Genomic DNA, 17,820 nt, shown 5'->3' on the forward strand with positions numbered 1-17,820 from the left:
CAGCACTCCCTCCACAGAAAGAAACGCTCATGACAACGTCGTCCGTTGCAGCGACCGAAGCGCCGAAGCAGCGCGCGTCCGGCCGCGTTCACGTCCAGAGGTTCGGTTCGTTCCTCGCCGGCATGGTGATGCCGAACATCGCGATCTTCATCGCGTGGGGTCTCATCACCGCGCTCTTCATCCAGACCGGATGGACTCCGGTCGGCATCCTCGGCGGCTTCGGTACCACGAACGGCGTCGCGAACGTCGGCGTCGTGGGACCGATCCTGACGTATCTGATCCCGCTCGCGATCGCCATCCAGGGCGGACGGATGATCTACGACATCCGCGGAGCGGTGGTCGGCTCGATCTTCGCGATGGGCGTCATCCTCGGCGCCTCCGGCACCACGATGATCCTCGGCGCGATGATCTGCGGTCCGGTCGGCGCGTACGCGGTCAAGTGGATGGACAAGATCTGGGACGGCAAGATCCGCCCCGGCTTCGAGATGCTCGTGAACAACTACTCGGCCGGTGTGCTCGGGTTCGGCCTGTTCATGCTCGGCTATTTCATCCTCTCGAAGGCGTTCCTCGCGATCGCAACGGCGCTCGGTGCCGTGGTGAAGTTCCTGGTGAGCGCCCACCTGCTGCCGCTCGCCTCGGTGCTCATCGAGCCGGCAAAGGTCTTCTTCCTGAACAACGCGATCAACCACGGTGTGCTCGACCAGCTCGGCGCTCAGCAGGTGCAGCAGTCGGGCAAGTCGATCCTGTTCCTGCTCGAGGCGAACCCGGGCCCCGGTCTCGGGATCCTGCTTGCGTTCACCTTCTTCGGTGTCGGTATCGCCCGCTCGACCGCCCCTGGTGCGATCATCATCCAGTTCCTGGGTGGTATCCACGAGATCTACTTCCCGTACGTGCTCCAGAAGCCGATCCTGTTCATCGCGGTCATCCTGGGTGGTGCGACCGGTGTTGCCACGAACGTCGCGTTCGGCTCCGGTCTGGTCGCTCCGGCATCGCCCGGCTCGATCATCGCGGTGCTCACGAGCACGGCGAAGGACAGCTACGTCGGCGTGATTCTGTCGGTCGTGCTCTCGGCCGCGGTCTCCTGCGCGGTGGCGTCGTTCTTCCTCATCGCGACGCGGAAGCGTGACCTCGAGAACGGTGGCGGCGACATGTCGGCAGCGCTCGCCAAGACACAGGCGGCGAAGGGCCGCGACATGAACAGTGCGACGGCCGGCCTGTTCGGTTCGAACACGCCGAAGAACGACGAGGAAGCTGAAGCCGCGTTCGGCGGCGTCGGCTCGCCGACGGCGACGGCGACGGCGACGAAGATCCACAACGTGGTCTTCGCGTGCGATGCCGGAATGGGGTCATCGGCAATGGGTGCGAGCGTCCTCCGCAACAAGGTGAAGAAGGCCGGCGTCGAAGGGGTGACGGTCGTCAACAAGGCGATCGCGAACCTGTCCGGCGATGAAGACCTCATCATCACGCAGGCGGAGCTCACCGACCGCGCCCGACAGAAGAACCCGAACGCGCAGCACGTGTCGGTCGGCAACTTCATGAACGCCCCGCAGTACGACGAGGTCGTCGAGCTGCTGAAATCCCAGCAGTAGTCCACAAGGGTAGGTTCGGCCCCGTCACGGGAAACGTGGCGGGGCCGAACCGGTTCCCCGCCGGCCTGCATCTGCTGGCCGGTCGATCGTCGAGCGGGTCACCCCGCCGCACACCCAGAGAACGAAGGAGACCTCGATGCCCGTCCTGCAGGAAAGCCAGATCCGTCTGAACACCGCGGAGACCGCCACCAAGTCCGAGGCGATGAAGGAAGCGGCCGACATCCTCGTCGAGGCCGGCGCCGTCACCTCGGATTACCTTCCGGCGATGATCGAGCGGGAAAAGAGCGTCTCCACGTACATGGGGAACTATCTGGCGATCCCGCACGGCACGAATGACGCGAAGGACGCCATCAAAGCCTCCGCGCTCTCGTTCGTTCGCTACGACACCCCGATCGATTGGGACGGCAACCCCGTTCGCTTCGTCGTCGGCATCGCCGGCGTCAACAACGAGCACCTCGACATCCTGTCGAAGATCGCGATCGTGTTCTCCGATGAGGACCAGGTCCAGGCCCTCATCGAGGCGCCAGACGCCGCGGCGATCATGGCGATCCTCGCCGAGGTGAACGAGTGAGCCTCGCCGTTCACTTCGGTGCGGGAAACATCGGCCGCGGGTTCGTCGGGCTCCTCCTGCACGAGGCGGGGTACGAGCTCGTGTTCGCCGACGTCGCCGCGCCGCTGATCGATGCGCTCGATGCCGCGCAGTCGTTCACAGTGCACGAGGTCGGGGCCGGTGCGCGCGACCACGTGGTCACGAACTTCCGGGCCATCAACAGCGCGTCGAACGAGGCCGACGTGGTCCGGGCGATCGCCGAGGCCGAGGTCGTCACATGCGCGGTCGGGCCGAACGTTCTTCGATTCATCGCGCCGGTGATCGCCAAAGGTCTGGAGGCCCGTCACGGTTCCGCCTCGCCCGTCGCCGTGATGGCATGCGAGAACGCGATCAACGCGACCGACCGTCTTCGTTCCTTCATTGTGGAAGCGTTGGACGCCTCCGGGGCGGATGTCGAGGATGTGCTCGATCGCGCAGTGTTCGCGAACACCGCGGTGGATCGCATCGTGCCGGCGCAGCCCGAGGGAGCGGGACTCGACGTGACCGTCGAGACGTATTTCGAGTGGGCGATCGACCGCACGCCGTTCGGCGGCGGTGAGCCGGACATCCCAGGCGCGCACTACGTCGACGGTCTGGCCGCATCGATCGAGCGCAAGCTCTTCACGGTCAACACAGGGCACGCGACGGTGGCGTATCACGGGTTCCTCGCCGGCGCGGAGAAGATCTCGGACGCGATCGCGATCCCGGCGGTTCGGTCGCAGCTGGAGGCGGTGCTCGCGGAGACCTCCAACCTGCTGGTCGAGCGCCACGCACTCGATGCAGACGTGCACCGCGCGTATGTCGCTGCGATCATCGCCCGGTTCGAGAATCCGCATCTTCCAGACACGGTGATTCGGGTCGGGCGCCAACCGTTGCGCAAACTGTCGCGCGATGAGCGGTTCGTGTCCCCGGCTGCGGCGATCGCCGAGCATGGCGGCCAGCCGACGGCGCTGCTCGACGCCATGGGAGCGGCGCTCCGATTCGACGTGCCGGATGACGAGCAGAGTGTCGAGATGCAGCAGCTCCTCGGGTCCGGCGCGTCGGCCGTCTCGGTGGCGACGCAGATCACCGGGCTGGACGAGGGGCACCCGCTCGTGGCGCCCTTCGCCGAACGGGTCGAGGCTGCGCGGTCGACTCGGTCGTAGCGACCGCTGACCGCCGCGTGGGAGTCGGCCGCACCTGACGGGTGTTGAGTGGGCTCATGAGCACAGAGCGTGGGTGGGTAGCGCCGCGTCCCGGCGGCAGTGAGGTTTTCGAGCTTGTCGAGATCGAGGTCCCGGATCCGGCAGTCGGCGAGGTCACGATCGAGATTCGCGCCGCGGGCATGAATCCCGCCGACTACAAGCATCCGCGCGGGGCGAAGCCTGAGCAGCTGCCGGTGCGGATCGGGTACGAGGTCGCCGGGGTCATCCGAGCGATCGGTCCGGACACGACCATCGCGAGCGGACCGGTATCGATCGGCGACGAGGTCATCGCGTTTCGTGTCAGCGGCGGATATGCCACCGCGATCACCGTCCCTGCGAAGGACGTCTTCGCGAAGCCGGAGAACCTGACATTCCCGGAGGCTGCGAACCTGCTGCTTGCCGCCGCGACGGCCGCAGACATGATTCGGGTGACCGGAGTCCATCCCGGTGAGACCGTGCTCGTGCACGGCGCGTCGGGTGCGGTCGGCGTGAGCCTGCTGCAGCAGTTCCGCGAGATCGGCGGTATCCGCGCGATCGGTACCGCCTCGGCGTCGAACGCGGACGTCGTGCGTCAGTTCGGCGGTGAGCCCGTCGAGTACGGCTCCGGGCTCGCGGATCGCGTGCGTGCCATGGCGCCGGAGGGCGTCTCGGCAGCGTTCGATTGCGTTGGTACGGATGAGGCCGTCGAGGTGTCGCTTGCGCTCGTTGAGGATCGCGACCGGATCGTCACGATCGCCGCGCAGCACCGGGCGGCGGATGACGGGATCCGCCTGGTTGCGGGAGCGATTCCGGAGAGTGCGGCGTTCCGGGACAGCGTTCGCGGACGCCTGATCGATCTCGCCGCCGCTGGCACGCTCGTCGTTCCGGTGGCTCGAACGTTTCCGCTCACGCAGGCGCATGAGGCGCTCGACCTCCTCGAGTCCGGGCACCCGGGCGGAAAGCTCGCGCTGATTCCGTGACCGAGCGAGCGGCGCGTGTGATCGTTCACCGCCGCGCCGCATCCGCGTGTTTGCTCCGTTGCCGGTTCGTGGTTGAATCCTGAGCAATTTCTGGCAATCGAAGTGGGGAATCCATGAGCGACCAATACCCGAACGGTGAGTCTGGCGACGGGCGCGATCAGCCGTGGAACGGCGAGCCCGCTGGCGGCAATCCTCCGTCATTCGGAGGCGATGCGGAGCAGCCGCCGCGGTTCAGCGTTCCGCGCGACAGCGGACCAGCGGACGGCAGCGGCCAACCGCCGTACGGGCAGCCGGGCTACGGCCAGCCGCCCCAGTACGGGCAGCCAGGATACGGGCAAGGGCAGTACGGCCAGCCGGGCTATGGCCGGGCAGGCTCGGGGCAGCCGCCGTACGGCCAGCCAGGATATGGGCAAGGGCAGTACGGCCAGCCGGGCTACGGCCAGCCGGGCGCCGGGCAAGGACAGTACGGCCAACCGCAATACGGCCAGCAGCCGGGTTGGTCCGGCGCCGGTGGAAGCGGCGGAGAGCCACCGCTGTGGGCTCCGTGGTACGGCATCTCGTTCGGCGGCGCCATTCGACGCTTCTTCACGAAGTACGCCCGGTTTGATGGGCGCGCGAGTCGCAGCGAGTTCTGGTGGTGGGCGCTCGCCTCGGCGATCGTCAGCATCGTGCTCGAGGTGCTGCAGTCAATCGGCCAGGCGAGCTCCCAGATGACGACCGGAAGCTACGGGCAACAACAGGTTGCTGTCCCCTCGCCGCTCTACATCATCGCCGCGATCCTGCTGGTGATCTGGGGTCTCGGCACGATCGTTCCGAATCTCGCGCTGCTGTTCCGGCGCCTGCACGACACGGGCCGATCGGGCTGGTGGTGGTTGATCGTGCTGGTGCCGTTCGTCGGCTGGATCATCCTGCTTGTGTTCGAGCTGCTTCCATCGCGACCAGACGGCGCTCGGTTCGACCGCCCGATGCGGTGACCGCGTGGGGCGCCGGAGTCTCGACCTCGGCGCCCCGGGCCCCCGGGGCTGGTGTCAACCCGCTGCAGTCGCCGTCGGGCCCGCGCAGGGCGAACGGCCGCAGTGGCGAGGCGAGCTCAGACAGCGCGGATGCGCGTGAGCGAGCCGTTGACGACGAGATCGCGGACGGTCTGCAGCGGATCCGCGATCGCGAATCGGAGCGCACCACCCGGCTGATCGAACCATGGCTGCACGAACCGCACGCTGACGAGGAACGGCCGCTCCACGATGTAGCGGTGGATGTCGGGTTGTTCGAGCGCGTGCTGCGGCAGGGACCGCGCGGGCATCGGCGTGTCCAGCGGGTGGAGCAGATAGCCGTCGGGCCCCCCGACGCGGTCGACCGGGATGCCGGCGGGAATCTGCACGGTGGTGCCCGCCGGCCCGCTCATGCGCACCTGCTCGGCCAGCTGCGGATAGGAGGCTGCGGCTCGGTCGCGGAGGCCGTCCAACTCGTGACGCGGTACGTCGCGCACCGGCGGGAACGGCCGATTCAGGAATCGCCGCAGCAGTTCGACGGCGTCGTCCTCGGACTGGGCGACGGCGAGCCGACGCGGCGTCCCATAGTCGACGACCTCGAGCGCGAAGTCGTGCGCTCGCTCGTCGACCGGAACGATCCGAAGCGCACCCTCGACCGGGTGAACGTCGTGCGTGTCCGTCGGCAGGCTGACGTATCGGGTCGTGTACCCGAGCTGGTCAAGGATCGGACGGGTCTCCGCGAAGGTCATGAGCGGAGCCTAACGCCCTGCCCTATGACGATGCCGGTGCCGGTGCCGGTGTCGATCCCGGTGCCGGTGCCGCGGATGCCGCAGTGACGTGCACCCACCTGCTGGTGGACGTCACGCACGGATGATCGCCTGCTTGACCTCTGCGATCGCCTGCGTGATCTGAATGCCGCGCGGGCAGGCGTCAGTGCAGTTGAACGTCGTCCGGCAGCGCCACACGCCCTCTTTGTCGTTGAGGATGTCGAGCCGCACGTTCGACGCGTCGTCACGCGAGTCGAAGATGAACCGGTGCGCGTTGACGATCGCGGCAGGGCCGAAGTACTGGCCGTCGGTCCAGAACACGGGGCATGACGACGTGCACGCGGCGCAGAGGATGCACTTCGTGGTGTCGTCGAACCGTGCACGGTCCGTGACCGACTGGATGCGCTCCTTGCCGGGCTCCGGGGTCGACTTCGACTGCAGGAACGGCTGCACCTCGCGGTAGGACTTGAAGAAGGGTTCCATATCGACGACGAGATCCTTCTCGAGCGGCAGCCCCTTGATCGCCTCGACGTAGATCGGCTTCGAGATGTCGAGGTCTTTGATCAGCGTCTTGCAGGCAAGCCGGTTCCGACCGTTGATACGCATCGCGTCCGATCCGCACACGCCGTGCGCGCACGAGCGACGGAACGTGAGCGAGCCGTCCTGGTCCCATTTGATCTTGTGCAGGGCGTCGAGGATGCGGTCAGTCGGCAGCATCATGACGTCGAAGTCCTGCCAGTGCGGCTCGCTGTCGACTTCGGGGTCGAAGCGACGGACGATGATCGTCACCTGGAAGCTGCCGGGAGGCGCGTCCTGCGCCGCGGGGGAGGGTGCGGTCGTACGAGGGGCATCGGCGACGAGCGTGTCGGTCATCAGTACTTCCTCTCCATCGGCTGGTACCGGGTGATGACCACGGGTTTCCAGCCGAGCGTGATGTGGTCGTCTGCGAGCGACGAGTGCGGGTCGCCCGTGAGGTAGGCCATGGTGTGCTGCATGTAGTTCTCGTCGTCACGCTTCGGGAAGTCGTCGCGCATGTGACCGCCGCGCGATTCCTTCCGGTTTCGAGCGGAGAAGACGACGACCTCGGCGAGATCGAGCAGGAATCCGAGTTCGACCGCCTCGAGCAGGTCGGTGTTGAATCGCTTGCCCTTGTCCTGCACGGCGACGTTGCGGTAGCGCTCGCGCAGCGAGTGGATGGTCTCCGTCACCTTCGCGAGCGACTCGTCGGTGCGGAACACCTGCGCGTTCCGGTCCATCTCCTCCTGGAGCTCCTTCCGGAGCGCCGCGACCCGTTCGGTGCCGTTCGACGTGCGGAGTGAGCCGAGCATGGCGCGCACGCCCGCGGTCGGGTCATCGGGCAGCGGGACGAAGTCGACCGTCTTGACGTACTCCGCCGCGTTGTTGCCGGACCGCTTGCCGAACACGTTGATGTCGAGCAGCGAGTTGGTCCCGAGACGGTTTGAGCCGTGCACCGATACGCATGCGCACTCGCCGGCCGCGTACAGCCCTGGGACGACCGTGTCGTTGTCGGAGAGGACTTCCGCCTTGACGTTCGTGGGGATGCCGCCCATCGCATAGTGGGCGGTCGGCATGACCGGGACCGGCTCGGTGACCGGGTCCACGCCGAGGTAGGTGCGCGCGAACTCGGTGATGTCCGGCAGCTTGGTCTCGAGGACCTCGGCGCCGAGGTGCGTGCAGTCGAGGAGCACGTAGTCCTTGTTCGGTCCGGCTCCCCGGCCCTCGGCGACTTCCTGCACCATGCACCGGGCGACGATGTCACGCGGTGCGAGGTCCTTGATGGTCGGCGCGTAGCGCTCCATGAACCGCTCACCGGAAGCATTCCGGAGGATCGCACCCTCACCGCGGGCACCCTCGGTCAGAAGGATGCCGAGCCCGGCGAGTCCGGTCGGGTGGAACTGGAAGAACTCCATGTCCTCCAGCGGGAGGCCCTTGCGCCAGACGATCCCGACGCCGTCGCCGGTCAGCGTGTGCGCGTTCGAGGTCGTCTTGTAGATCTTCCCGAAGCCGCCGGTCGCGAAGATGATGGCCTTCGCATGGAAGACGTGCAGCTCGCCGGTCGCGAGCTCGTATGCGACGACGCCGACCGGCTGCTGACGCGTGACACCGTCGTCGCCGGTGACGTCCGCCATCACGATGTCGAGCGCATAGAACTCGTTGAAGAAGTTGACTCCGAGCTTGACGCAGTTCTGGAACAGCGTCTGCAGGATCATGTGCCCGGTGCGGTCGGCCGCATAGCAGGCGCGCCGAACGGGAGCCTTGCCGTGGTCTCGCGTGTGGCCACCGAAGCGGCGCTGGTCGATCTTGCCTTCCGGGGTGCGGTTGAACGGGAGGCCCATGTTCTCGAGATCGATGACGGCATCGATCGCCTCGCGCGCGAGGATCTCAGCGGCATCCTGGTCGACCAGGTAGTCGCCGCCCTTGACCGTGTCGAAGGTGTGCCACTCCCAGGTGTCTTCCTCGACGTTCGCGAGCGCCGCCGCCATGCCGCCCTGAGCAGCGCCGGTGTGTGACCGGGTCGGGTACAGCTTGGAGATCACCGCGGTGTTCGCCTGCGGGGCCGCTTCGATCGCGGCACGCATCCCGGCGCCTCCGGCGCCGACGATCACGATGTCGAACTGGTGGTGGTGGACGGGGATGCTGTCGCTCACGGACTTCTCTCGCTGGATCGTGTCAGACATGGTTTCTCAGGTCGTTCAGCGGGCCGGGCAGAACGACGGGAGGTCGGCGGCGTGGGCGCCGACGGGGCAGGGGTTGAACGTGAAGCACACGAGGGTGCCGAGGACGATGAGGACGATGCACGCGCCGAGGATGCAGGCGAGCAGCGTCTTGCGAACCGCCGGTCGCGAAATGTAGTCGTTCACGATCGTCCGCATGCCGTTCGACCCGTGGATGAGCGCGAGCCAGAGCATGGCGACGTCCCACCACTGCCAGAAGGGGTTCGCCCACTTGCCCGCGACGAACGCGAAGTCGACCTGCCGGACCCCGCCGCCGAGCACCATGTTCACGATCAGGTGGCCGAAGATGAGGACCAGGAGAACGACGCCGGAGGCGCGCATGTAGAGCCAGCCCCACTTCTCCCAGTTGGTCGTGCGGCTCGCGGCCGCGGCGCTCCGCGGCGCTTCGATGGTCTGCGTTGTCATGTGATGCGCTCCGCTTACTGCACGTCGTGGACGAAGTTGGCGATCTGCGTCGGCAGGAATCCGGCGATGAGGACCACCCAGATTCCGAGGACCACCCAGAACATGGCGCGCTGATACCGCGGCCCCTTGCTCCAGAAGTCGATGGCGATGATCCGGAGCCCGTTCAGTGCGTGGAACACCACGGCCATGACGAGGGCGGTCTCACCGATGTTCATGATCGGCGTCTTGTAGGTGCCGATCACCGCGTTGTACGCCTGGGGGGACAGGCGCACGAGCGCGGTGTCCAGGATGTGGACGAGCAGGAAGAAGTAGATCGCCACGCCGGTGATGCGGTGCAGGACCCAGGACCACATGCCGGTTCCGCCGCGGTAGAGCGTGCCGGCGACTCCGCGCGACCCGGACGGCGCGTTCGGAGCGTCGATCGTCACTTCAGGTTCGACGACTGCCGAACCCCCTGCCGTCTGCTCGGCCATGAGCGGGCCCTCCCGGGGACAAGACCGACCGCGCGACCGCGGGCCGGTGCCGTTCGATTAGGAACCTGTCCATCCTATGACCGCCCGCTGACGTTCTCGTTCGCGGCGGGGAGCGCCGCACGCGCCCCGATCGGCCGCGCGCCGAGGACCCGGGCGCGATCGTGGTGCGCGAGGAGCTCGTCCCCGATCCGTTCCCATGTCAGTGCTTCGACCCGCACGCGACCCGCGTCGCCCATGCGTCGTCGAAGGTCGGCGTCGAGATGGAGCGCGAGGACGGCTCGCCGGAGCGACTGCACGCGATCCGGGTCGAACAGGACGCCGTCGAGGCCCGTTGACACGAGATCGAGCGGCCCGCCGGCCGCCGGAGCGACGACTGGGAGCGCGGTTGCGTGGGCCTCCTGCAGTGTCTGTCCGAACGTCTCCGAGGCACCGGTGTGCACGAAGATGTCGAACGCCGCATACGCGTCGGCGAGGGCATCTCCGCGGAGCGGCCCGAGAAAGACGACGTCGAGGTGCGCGAGGCGACGCTCGAGCGCAGGCCTAGACGGGCCTCCGCCCACGATGACAATGCGCATTCCGGGGATGCCGCCGAGTTCGGCGAGTCGTTCGACCTCCTTCTCCGGCGCGAGGCGACCGACATAGCCGACGATCGTCTCGCCCCGGGGTGCGAGTCGACGACGGAGGGCGCGTACCCGCTGCGTATCCCGGCGGTCGGGGTGGTACAGGATCGCGTCGACCCCGCGCCCCCAGCGCTCGACGCGAGGGACGCCGTCGGCGGCGAGCATCCTCGCGGTCGCCGACGACGGGGCGAGCGTCAGCGTGGCGCCGCTGTGGATGCGCGCGAGGACTTTGCGAACCAGCGGAGCGGCGGCCGCCATCCCGTGGCGACTCGCGTACGACGCGACATCGGTTTGGAAGACGGCGACCGACGGGATCCCGAGACGTGCAGCGGCGGTGATCGCGCGGCCGCCCAGCAGGAACGGACTCGCGGCGTGCAGGACGTCAGCACCGGACGCGGCGAGGATCGTGTCGAGCACCGGGTGCGGCAAGGCCACGGGGAACTGCCGATAGGCGACCGCCGGGACACGGTGCACGTCGAACCCCCGATACTGCTCGACCCGCGATCGTCCGATCGACCGGCCGGATGCGTCGGGCGCGATGACGACGGCGCGGTGTCCTCGACGCTCGAGGTGGTCGAGCACCGCAAGCACACTCGTCGTCACGCCGTTCAGCGTGGGAAGGAAGCTCTCGGTGACGAGCGCCACCGTTCGCCGGAGATCAGGGCCGGAGCGAGGAGCGCGCGTCGTATTCATGACACCCTCACGCTCCGCCCCGGGGGTTGCCCGACGGCGGCGGCGACATGAACGACGAGCGACGGATGCTCGAACGCGCTCGTCTCCGGCGCGGCCCGGGGAGCGCTCCGCCCGCACCGATAGGGTTCCGGCATGGCAGACGAACTGCGCTCGTTCTACGCGATCATTCCGGCCGGGGGCATCGGTTCCCGCCTTTGGCCGCTGTCCCGCGCGGACGCCCCGAAATTCCTGCACGACCTGACCGGCTCAGGAGCATCGCTGCTCCGGCAGACCTGGGACCGGCTGTCGCCCATCAGCGGTGAGCAGCGGATCATGGTCGTCACCGGTCGCGCGCACCGCGCCGCGGTCGAAGAGCAGTTGCCCTCGCTCGCCGATCACAATGTGGTCTTGGAGAGCGAAGGGAAGGATTCGACGGCGGCGATCGGACTCGCGGCTGCGATCCTCCGAAAGCGCGAACCCGACGTCATCATCGGCTCCTTCGCCGCCGACCACGTCATTGCCGACACGCGCGGATTCCAGCGCTCCATCCGCGCCGCCGTCCGCGTGGCCGAAGCGGGGTACATCACGACGATCGGCATCACGCCGACGGAGCCGGCGATCGGATTCGGGTACATCCACGCGGGCGCGACGCTCGATGTTCCCGGCGCCGCGGGTGCGCACGCCGTGACCTCGTTCAAGGAGAAGCCGGACCTCGAGACTGCGCGGTCGTACCTGCGCGACGGCTCGTATCTCTGGAACGCGAGCATGTTCATCTCCCGCGCGGACCTGCTGCTCGAAGAGATCGGGCGGAGCGACCCGGCACTGCTCGCCGGGCTCGAAGAGCTCGCTGCAGCCTGGGACACGTCATCGCGAGGCGCCGTGGTCGACCGCGTGTGGCCGAGCCTCCCGAAGATCGCGATCGACTACACCGTTGCCGAGCCGGCCGCGGCCGCGGGGCGGATGGCGGTTGTTCCCGCCGACTTCGACTGGGACGACGTCGGCGACTTCGCCTCGCTCGCGAAGCTCCAGTCCGGAGGGCGCGCGAACAACCTCGCGGTTCTGGGTGACGGCGCGCGAATCTTGGCGGACTCCTCGAGCGGCATCGTCGTCGCGGGCAGCAACCGGCTCATCTCGCTCGTCGGTGTCGATGACATCGTCGTGGTCGATACGCCCGACGCGCTCCTTGTCACGACGAGCGCCCATGCGCAGCGCGTGAAGAGCGTGGTGGACGCCCTGAAGCTGTCCGGGCGCGACGACGTGCTCTGATCCCGGCGCGCCTTCGCTCTGGAGTCGCCGCTCTGTAACGGGCGCGTTACGGCAATATCCCGATCGAATAACCGATCGGGATACCAGTCGTCGCGTGTCCTGAACCGGCTGGCCGGTCGTGTACCGTCATGTCGATCGCCCGCGCGCACGAGCCGGGCCGGTACCCGGAGGATTCCCCCAGTGACACTCACCTTCCGCCGCGCCGCAGTCGGCGGCCTCGCTCTCGTCGGCACCGTCGCGCTGCTCGCAGGCTGTGCCGCACCGCCGTCGAAGACCGCAGCGAGCGCATCCACGTCGAGCTTCCTGCCGTGCATGGTTTCCGACAACGGCGGCTTCGACGACCACTCGTTCAACGAGCTCGGCTACGACGGTCTGAAGGACGCGGCGTCGTCGCTCGGCGGCATCCCGTACAAGAAGGTGCAGTCGACGAGCTCGAACGACTACAACCCGAACATCCGGACGATGCTGTCGCAGAAGTGCAACCTGATCGTCACCGTCGGCTTCAACCTGGAGGCCGCCACGCAGTCGAACGCGAAGGCGAACCCCAAGACCGACTTCGCGATCATCGACGACAGCATCCAGGCGCCGAACGTCAAGCCGATCACGTTCGACACCTCCCAGGCCGGGTTCCTCGGCGGATACGCCGCCGCCAGCTACTCGAAGACGGGCGTCGTCGGCACCTTCGGCGGACAGAAGATCCCGCCGGTCACTATCTACATGGACGGGTTCTACGACGGCGTCCAGTACTACAACCAGCAGAAGCACAAGAACGTCAAGGTCGTCGGCTGGGACGAGACCACCCAGAACGGCTCGTTCACGGGTGGCTTCGCCGCTGGCACGCAGGCCAAGTCGGTCGCGCAATCGCTGCTGCAGCAGAACGCGGACGTCCTGTTCCCGGTCGGCGGCCCGATCTACCAGTCGGCGGCAGAGGCGATCATGGACGCCAACAACGGGAGCGTGCTCATGGGCGTGGACAGCGACCTCTACAACGCTGATCCGCGCTACCGCTCGATCACGCTGACGAGCGTCGAGAAGGGCATTCGCCAGGCGACCAAGTCCGTGATCGTGGACACCGCCAAGGGCAACTTCTCGAACAAGCCCTACGTCGGCACGCTGCAGAACGACGGCGTCGGTCTCGCGCCCTTCCACGACTTCGCGTCGAAGGTGAGCCCGTCGCTCTCGAGTGAGCTCGCCACGATCAAGGCCGGCATCATCAGCGGCAAGATCACGGTCGCCACGAAGTCGGGCGTCTGATCCCACTCGCCGCCCGATGGGGCGGGTCGCCGACCGGCGCCCGCCCCATCGCGCTGCCCGCCCCGGTTCCGTCCTCAAGGGAAATAGAATCCGCCCCATGAAGCTCGAGCTCCGCGACATCACGAAGCGCTTCGGCTCACTCGTCGCGAACGACCACATCTCGCTCACGGTCGAGCCGGGTGAGATCCACTGCCTCCTCGGCGAGAACGGTGCCGGCAAGTCCACGCTCATGAATGTCCTGTACGGCCTCTATCAGGCCGACGAGGGCGAGATCCTCCTCGACGAAGCCGTCCAGCACTTCGGTGGCCCCGGCGACGCGATGCGCGCCGGCATCGGCATGGTCCATCAGCACTTCATGCTCGTGCCCGTCTTCACGGTCGCGGAGAACGTCATGCTCGGACATGAGCCGACGACGTTCGGGGGACGGCTCGATCTGGCCGGCGCGCGGAAGCGGGTGCGCGAGATCTCCGACCGCTTCGGGTTCGACGTCGATCCGGACGCCGTGGTCGAAGATCTGCCGGTCGGCGTGCAGCAGCGCGTCGAGATCATCAAGGCGCTCTCCCGCCAGGCGGCGGTGCTCGTGTTCGACGAGCCGACCGCCGTCCTCACCCCGCAGGAGACGGACGAGCTCATGGGCATCATGCGGCAGCTCCGCGATGCGGGCACCGCGATCGTCTTCATCACCCACAAGCTCCGCGAGGTGCGCGAGGTCGCGGACCGCATCACGGTGATCCGTCTCGGTCGCGTGGTCGGTGAGGCCGCACCCACTGCCTCCAATGCGGACCTGGCCGCCCTGATGGTCGGGCGCGCGGTCGAGCTGGTCGTCGACAAGACTTCGGCGCAACCCGGTCCGGAGGCGCTGGTCGTCTCCGACGTGACCGTCGCTGACCAGAACGGGCATCGCCTCGTCGACCATGTCTCATTCGCGGTGCGGCGCGGTGAGATCCTCGCGATCGCGGGCGTGCAGGGCAACGGGCAGACTGAACTCACCGAGGCGATCCTCGGCCTCGAAGCGGTGCAGAGCGGTTCCATCACCCTTGACGGCCAGGAGCTCACCGGTGCGAGCGTCAAACGGGTTCTTGACGCCGGTGTCGGGTTCGTGCCAGAGGATCGTCAGGAGGACGGCCTCGTCGGCGAGTTCACGATCGCCGAGAACCTCATCCTCGACCGGAGCGGCTCGTCCGAGTTCTCCGGCGCCGGAACCGTGCGCGCCCGGGTCCGCGACCGATTCGCCGACGAGAAGATCGCCGAGTTCGACATCCGCACGCCGAATCGCACGACGGCCGTCGGCCGGCTCTCCGGCGGCAACCAGCAGAAAGTCGTCATCGCGCGCGAGCTGAGCCGAACGCTGCGGCTCTTCGTCGCCGCGCAGCCCACTCGCGGCATCGACGTCGGATCGATCGAGTTCGTGCACAAGCGCATCGTCGCCGCGCGCGACGAGGGCGTGCCGGTGATCGTGGTCTCGACCGAGCTCGACGAGGTCGTCGCGCTCGCGGACCGGATCGCGGTGATGTACCGCGGACAGATCGTGGGGATCGTTCCCGCAGACACGCCGCGAGACGTCCTCGGACTCATGATGGCGGGGGAACGGCCCGCCGGAACGGAGCGCGCAGCATGACCGATCGCGAGAGCGCGCCGGAGCCCGGAGCGTCAGGGACGCTCACCGAGCTGGAAAGCGATGACCGCCTCCAGGAATCCGAGCCGGGCACATCGCTCACGACCGAGCGACCGAGCGACGCGGAGGGCGAGCGCGGCGACGATCGCTGGAGCACTGCGCTCCGGCGCATCACCGACGGCTCCGTCCTGGTGACGATCCTCGCGGTCGTGCTGGCGTTCGTCGCGAGCGGCATTCTGATCGCGGTCACGGACCCCACGGTGACCGGGGCGATGGCGTACTTCTTCGGCCGGCCATCGTCCACGTTCGCGGCGCTCGGCCACACGGTCGGCGGTGCATTCGTGTCGATGTTCCGCGGGGCGATCTACGACCCCGGTCAGTCCTCGTTCGGCGCCGGGATCGAATCGCTCTGGACCACGATCGGGTTCGCGACGCCGCTGATCGTCGCCGGTCTTGGCGTCGCGGTGTCGTTCCGCTCTGGTCTGTTCAACATCGGTGGCCAGGGGCAGATCCTCATCGGCGCTGCATGCGCCGGCTGGTTCGGATACTCCTTCTCGATGCCGGCGATCGTTCACATTCCCCTGACAGTGATCGCGGGCATCGTCGGAGGCGCGATCTGGGGCGGGATCGTCGGACTTCTGAAGTCGCGCACCGGCGCGCATGAGGTGATCGTCACGATCATGCTCAACTACGTCGCGCTGTATCTGCTGCAGTACGCGCTCAGCACGAAGGGCCTCATGCAGGCGCCGGGGAGCACGAATCCGCAATCCGCGGCAATGCGGCCGACCGCGATCCTGCCGACGTTCCTCGGTGCGCACGGGGCGGGCGTGAACGTCGGAATCCTCATCGCGATCGGCGCTGTCGTGGTCACGTGGTGGCTGATGAACCGGTCGACGCTCGGGTTCCAGTTCCGCACGGTCGGCGAGAACCCGCGCGCCGCTCGGGTTGCGGGCATGAACGTCGGCAACCTGACGATCTGGGCGATGCTCATCTCCGGCGCGCTCGTCGGCATCGCGGGCGCCTACCAGGTGCAGGCGGCCGTCACCACCGGATTCGATTCCGGCATCGACGCGGGCATCGGATTCGACGCCATCACCGTCGCGCTCCTCGGCCGCTCGAAGCCCTGGGGCGTGTTCTGGGCCGGCCTGCTCTTCGGCGCGCTCAAGGCGGGCGGGTCCTACGTGCAGGCGAGCCAGGGGATCCCCATCGACATCGTCAGCGTCATCCAAGCGCTGATCGTCCTGTTCATCGCGGCGCCCCCGCTCGTTCGCGCGATCTTCCGTATCCCGCAGCCGGGCGCCCGCTCCAAGCGCTCCACGAAGTCCCGAAAGGCGGTCGCCGCGTGAGCTCGCTCGCACCAGGTGCCGATCTCGCCGCTGCCACGCGCATCGACGGCGCTCGCCGCTCCCGCAGTTGGAAGCTCCCGATCGGGTACGGCGTGTTCGCCGCGCTCGCGGTCGTGCTCTTCGGCGTGTTCCACAAGGCGGGAACGGCCACGTTCTCGCTGTCGAGCGCCCACGACTTCGTGCACCTTCCGAGTGTGCCGTTGCCCTCGACACCGACCGGCATCGTCGTCATCGTGCTGTTGCTCGCCGCGACGGCGTTCGCGATCGCCCGGGCGTCGGCCGGTGCTCGCACGCCGATGTGGGTGACCGTCGTGTTCGCGATCGTGTTCGTCATCGGGTTCCTCGCGTGGACGGCGCCGGGTGCGACGATCCCGATCCCCGGCCTCCTGGTCGGTGCGCTCGGACTGTCGGCCCCGCTCATCTTCGGGTCGCTCGGCGGCGTGATCTCCGAGCGGGTGGGCGTCGTGAACATTGCGATCGAGGGGCAGTTCCTCGCCGGCGCCTTCGCGTCCGCCGTCATCGCCAGCGTGACCGGTTCGGCGTTGGTCGGTCTCGTCGCAGCGGTGGTCGCGGGCGTGCTCGTGTCGTTCATCCTCGCGGCGTTCAGCATCAAGTACCTCGTCGACCAGGTCATCGTCGGCGTGGTGATCAACGCGTTCGTCTCCGGTCTGACGGGGTTCCTCTACTCCAAGGTGTTGGCGACGGACACGGCGCTGAACGTCGGCGTCCGCTTCCCGGCGCTGCCGATTCCGGGGCTGTCGGGTATTCCGATCATCGGGCCGGTCTTCTTCAACCAGTCGGTGATCGTCTACCTCATGTACGTCGCGGTCGCCGCCGTGACGATCGGCCTGTTCACGACGCGCTGGGGTCTTCGACTGCGCGCGGTCGGTGAGCACCCGCAGGCAGCTGACACGGTCGGGATCAACGTCGCGTGGACGCGCTTCTGGAACGTGTCGCTGGCGGGCGCGATCGCCGGGCTGGGCGGGGCGTACTTCACGCTCGGCTCGGTGGGGCCGTTCGCGAAGGACATGACCGCGGGAGCCGGCTATATCGCGTTGGCCGCGGTGATCTTCGGCCGGTGGGACCCGATCAAGGCGACCTTCGCGGCGCTCCTCTTCGGATTCGCGTCGAATCTGCAGAACACGCTCGGGGCGATCAACTCGCCGGTGCCGAGCGAGTTCCTGCTGATGCTGCCATACGTGGTCACGATCTTCGCCGTCGCCGGTCTCGTCGGTCGGTCTCGGGGCCCGGCAGCATCTGGCAAGCCGTACATCAAGGCGTAGCGGGCCGTCGCGCCCGCGCCGTCTCGCCGTCTCGACGCCTGTCTGGAGGCCTG

16 protein-coding genes are annotated in these 17,820 nt (G+C 67.7%); 10 read left to right on the forward strand and 6 right to left on the reverse strand.

From position 1 onward, the window contains the following. Window positions 1–29: 29 nt before the first annotated feature. From CAM01S_RS12135 to CAM01S_RS15240, 5 genes are all read left to right on the forward strand, one after another. A complete protein-coding gene (locus CAM01S_RS12135) occupies window positions 30–1,589 on the forward strand; it encodes a PTS mannitol transporter subunit IIBC (RefSeq protein ID WP_066521952.1) in 1,560 nt (519 codons plus the stop codon). Between the two features lie 136 nt (window positions 1,590–1,725). Next, the gene (locus CAM01S_RS12140) at window positions 1,726–2,160 is read left to right on the forward strand and encodes a PTS mannitol transporter subunit IIA (RefSeq protein ID WP_066521957.1); all 435 of its coding nucleotides are present in this window, start codon (window positions 1,726–1,728) and stop codon (window positions 2,158–2,160) included. Then, a complete protein-coding gene (locus CAM01S_RS12145) occupies window positions 2,157–3,323 on the forward strand; it encodes a mannitol-1-phosphate 5-dehydrogenase (RefSeq protein WP_066521960.1) in 1,167 nt (388 codons plus the stop codon). The genes CAM01S_RS12140 and CAM01S_RS12145 overlap by 4 nt, the downstream gene beginning before the upstream one ends. 56 nt (window positions 3,324–3,379) lie before the next feature. Further along, complete coding sequence (locus CAM01S_RS12150; RefSeq protein ID WP_066521964.1) at window positions 3,380–4,321, forward strand: NADP-dependent oxidoreductase; 942 nt, start codon at window positions 3,380–3,382, stop codon at window positions 4,319–4,321. A gap of 113 nt (window positions 4,322–4,434) precedes the next feature. Next, window positions 4,435–5,295, forward strand: a complete 861-nt coding sequence (locus CAM01S_RS15240) for a DUF805 domain-containing protein (protein ID WP_083528005.1) — start codon at window positions 4,435–4,437, stop codon at window positions 5,293–5,295. A 116-nt stretch (window positions 5,296–5,411) separates the two neighbouring features. Here the strand turns inward: CAM01S_RS15240 and CAM01S_RS12160 are convergent, their stop codons facing one another. The 6 genes from CAM01S_RS12160 to CAM01S_RS12185 form a co-directional block, all read right to left on the reverse strand. Then, window positions 5,412–6,059, reverse strand: coding sequence for a TNT domain-containing protein (locus tag CAM01S_RS12160; protein ID WP_066521968.1), 648 nt, complete (start codon window positions 6,057–6,059; stop codon window positions 5,412–5,414). Between the two features lie 111 nt (window positions 6,060–6,170). Continuing rightward, window positions 6,171–6,950: a succinate dehydrogenase iron-sulfur subunit gene (locus tag CAM01S_RS12165; RefSeq protein ID WP_066521971.1), complete on the reverse strand. Its 780-nt coding sequence runs from the start codon at window positions 6,948–6,950 to the stop codon at window positions 6,171–6,173. Continuing rightward, window positions 6,950–8,776: a succinate dehydrogenase flavoprotein subunit gene (sdhA, locus tag CAM01S_RS12170; protein ID WP_066521975.1), complete on the reverse strand. Its 1,827-nt coding sequence runs from the start codon at window positions 8,774–8,776 to the stop codon at window positions 6,950–6,952. Before sdhA ends, CAM01S_RS12165 begins: the two co-directional genes overlap by 1 nt. 15 nt (window positions 8,777–8,791) lie before the next feature. Continuing rightward, window positions 8,792–9,238, reverse strand: a complete 447-nt coding sequence (locus CAM01S_RS12175) for a succinate dehydrogenase hydrophobic membrane anchor subunit (RefSeq protein WP_066521979.1) — start codon at window positions 9,236–9,238, stop codon at window positions 8,792–8,794. A gap of 14 nt (window positions 9,239–9,252) precedes the next feature. Next, window positions 9,253–9,711 (reverse strand): succinate dehydrogenase, cytochrome b556 subunit, encoded by a 459-nt coding sequence (gene sdhC / locus CAM01S_RS12180; RefSeq protein WP_083528006.1) that lies wholly within the window; start codon window positions 9,709–9,711, stop codon window positions 9,253–9,255. Window positions 9,712–9,785: 74 nt separating this feature from the next. Continuing rightward, on the reverse strand, window positions 9,786–11,024 hold the full coding sequence (locus CAM01S_RS12185; RefSeq protein ID WP_066521983.1) for a glycosyltransferase family 4 protein: 1,239 nt from the start codon (window positions 11,022–11,024) through the stop codon (window positions 9,786–9,788). A 132-nt stretch (window positions 11,025–11,156) separates the two neighbouring features. Between CAM01S_RS12185 and CAM01S_RS12190 the strand changes: the two genes are divergently transcribed. From CAM01S_RS12190 to CAM01S_RS12210, 5 genes are all read left to right on the forward strand, one after another. Next, window positions 11,157–12,269: a mannose-1-phosphate guanylyltransferase gene (locus CAM01S_RS12190; RefSeq protein ID WP_066521985.1), complete on the forward strand. Its 1,113-nt coding sequence runs from the start codon at window positions 11,157–11,159 to the stop codon at window positions 12,267–12,269. A gap of 180 nt (window positions 12,270–12,449) precedes the next feature. Further along, window positions 12,450–13,523 carry a BMP family lipoprotein gene (locus CAM01S_RS12195; protein ID WP_066521987.1) on the forward strand — a complete coding sequence of 358 codons (1,074 nt, stop codon included), beginning with the start codon at window positions 12,450–12,452 and terminating at the stop codon, window positions 13,521–13,523. Between the two features lie 97 nt (window positions 13,524–13,620). Next, window positions 13,621–15,141 carry an ABC transporter ATP-binding protein gene (locus CAM01S_RS12200; protein ID WP_066521993.1) on the forward strand — a complete coding sequence of 507 codons (1,521 nt, stop codon included), beginning with the start codon at window positions 13,621–13,623 and terminating at the stop codon, window positions 15,139–15,141. Continuing rightward, window positions 15,138–16,484: an ABC transporter permease gene (locus tag CAM01S_RS12205; protein ID WP_083528007.1), complete on the forward strand. Its 1,347-nt coding sequence runs from the start codon at window positions 15,138–15,140 to the stop codon at window positions 16,482–16,484. The genes CAM01S_RS12200 and CAM01S_RS12205 overlap by 4 nt, the downstream gene beginning before the upstream one ends. Beyond that, a complete protein-coding gene (locus tag CAM01S_RS12210) occupies window positions 16,481–17,767 on the forward strand; it encodes an ABC transporter permease (RefSeq protein ID WP_066521994.1) in 1,287 nt (428 codons plus the stop codon). The genes CAM01S_RS12205 and CAM01S_RS12210 overlap by 4 nt, the downstream gene beginning before the upstream one ends. Window positions 17,768–17,820 lie beyond the last annotated feature (53 nt).

Source organism: Curtobacterium ammoniigenes NBRC 101786, assembly GCF_001571045.1.
Classification (GTDB): domain Bacteria; phylum Actinomycetota; class Actinomycetes; order Actinomycetales; family Microbacteriaceae; genus Curtobacterium; species Curtobacterium ammoniigenes.

What these genes read in the sequence shown, in the direction of transcription:
- CAM01S_RS12135 (WP_066521952.1), top strand. Translation starts at nt 30, where the DNA reads ATGACAACGTCGTCCGTTGCAGCGACCGAAGCGCCGAAGCAGCGCGCG.
- CAM01S_RS12140 (WP_066521957.1), top strand. Translation starts at nt 1,726, where the DNA reads ATGCCCGTCCTGCAGGAAAGCCAGATCCGTCTGAACACCGCGGAGACC.
- CAM01S_RS12150 (WP_066521964.1), top strand. Translation starts at nt 3,380, where the DNA reads ATGAGCACAGAGCGTGGGTGGGTAGCGCCGCGTCCCGGCGGCAGTGAG.
- CAM01S_RS15240 (WP_083528005.1), top strand. Translation starts at nt 4,435, where the DNA reads ATGAGCGACCAATACCCGAACGGTGAGTCTGGCGACGGGCGCGATCAG.
- CAM01S_RS12160 (WP_066521968.1), bottom strand. Translation starts at nt 6,059, where the DNA reads ATGACCTTCGCGGAGACCCGTCCGATCCTTGACCAGCTCGGGTACACG.
- CAM01S_RS12165 (WP_066521971.1), bottom strand. Translation starts at nt 6,950, where the DNA reads ATGACCGACACGCTCGTCGCCGATGCCCCTCGTACGACCGCACCCTCC.
- sdhA (WP_066521975.1), bottom strand. Translation starts at nt 8,776, where the DNA reads ATGTCTGACACGATCCAGCGAGAGAAGTCCGTGAGCGACAGCATCCCC.
- CAM01S_RS12175 (WP_066521979.1), bottom strand. Translation starts at nt 9,238, where the DNA reads ATGACAACGCAGACCATCGAAGCGCCGCGGAGCGCCGCGGCCGCGAGC.
- sdhC (WP_083528006.1), bottom strand. Translation starts at nt 9,711, where the DNA reads ATGGCCGAGCAGACGGCAGGGGGTTCGGCAGTCGTCGAACCTGAAGTG.
- CAM01S_RS12185 (WP_066521983.1), bottom strand. Translation starts at nt 11,024, where the DNA reads ATGAATACGACGCGCGCTCCTCGCTCCGGCCCTGATCTCCGGCGAACG.
- CAM01S_RS12190 (WP_066521985.1), top strand. Translation starts at nt 11,157, where the DNA reads ATGGCAGACGAACTGCGCTCGTTCTACGCGATCATTCCGGCCGGGGGC.
- CAM01S_RS12200 (WP_066521993.1), top strand. Translation starts at nt 13,621, where the DNA reads ATGAAGCTCGAGCTCCGCGACATCACGAAGCGCTTCGGCTCACTCGTC.
- CAM01S_RS12205 (WP_083528007.1), top strand. Translation starts at nt 15,138, where the DNA reads ATGACCGATCGCGAGAGCGCGCCGGAGCCCGGAGCGTCAGGGACGCTC.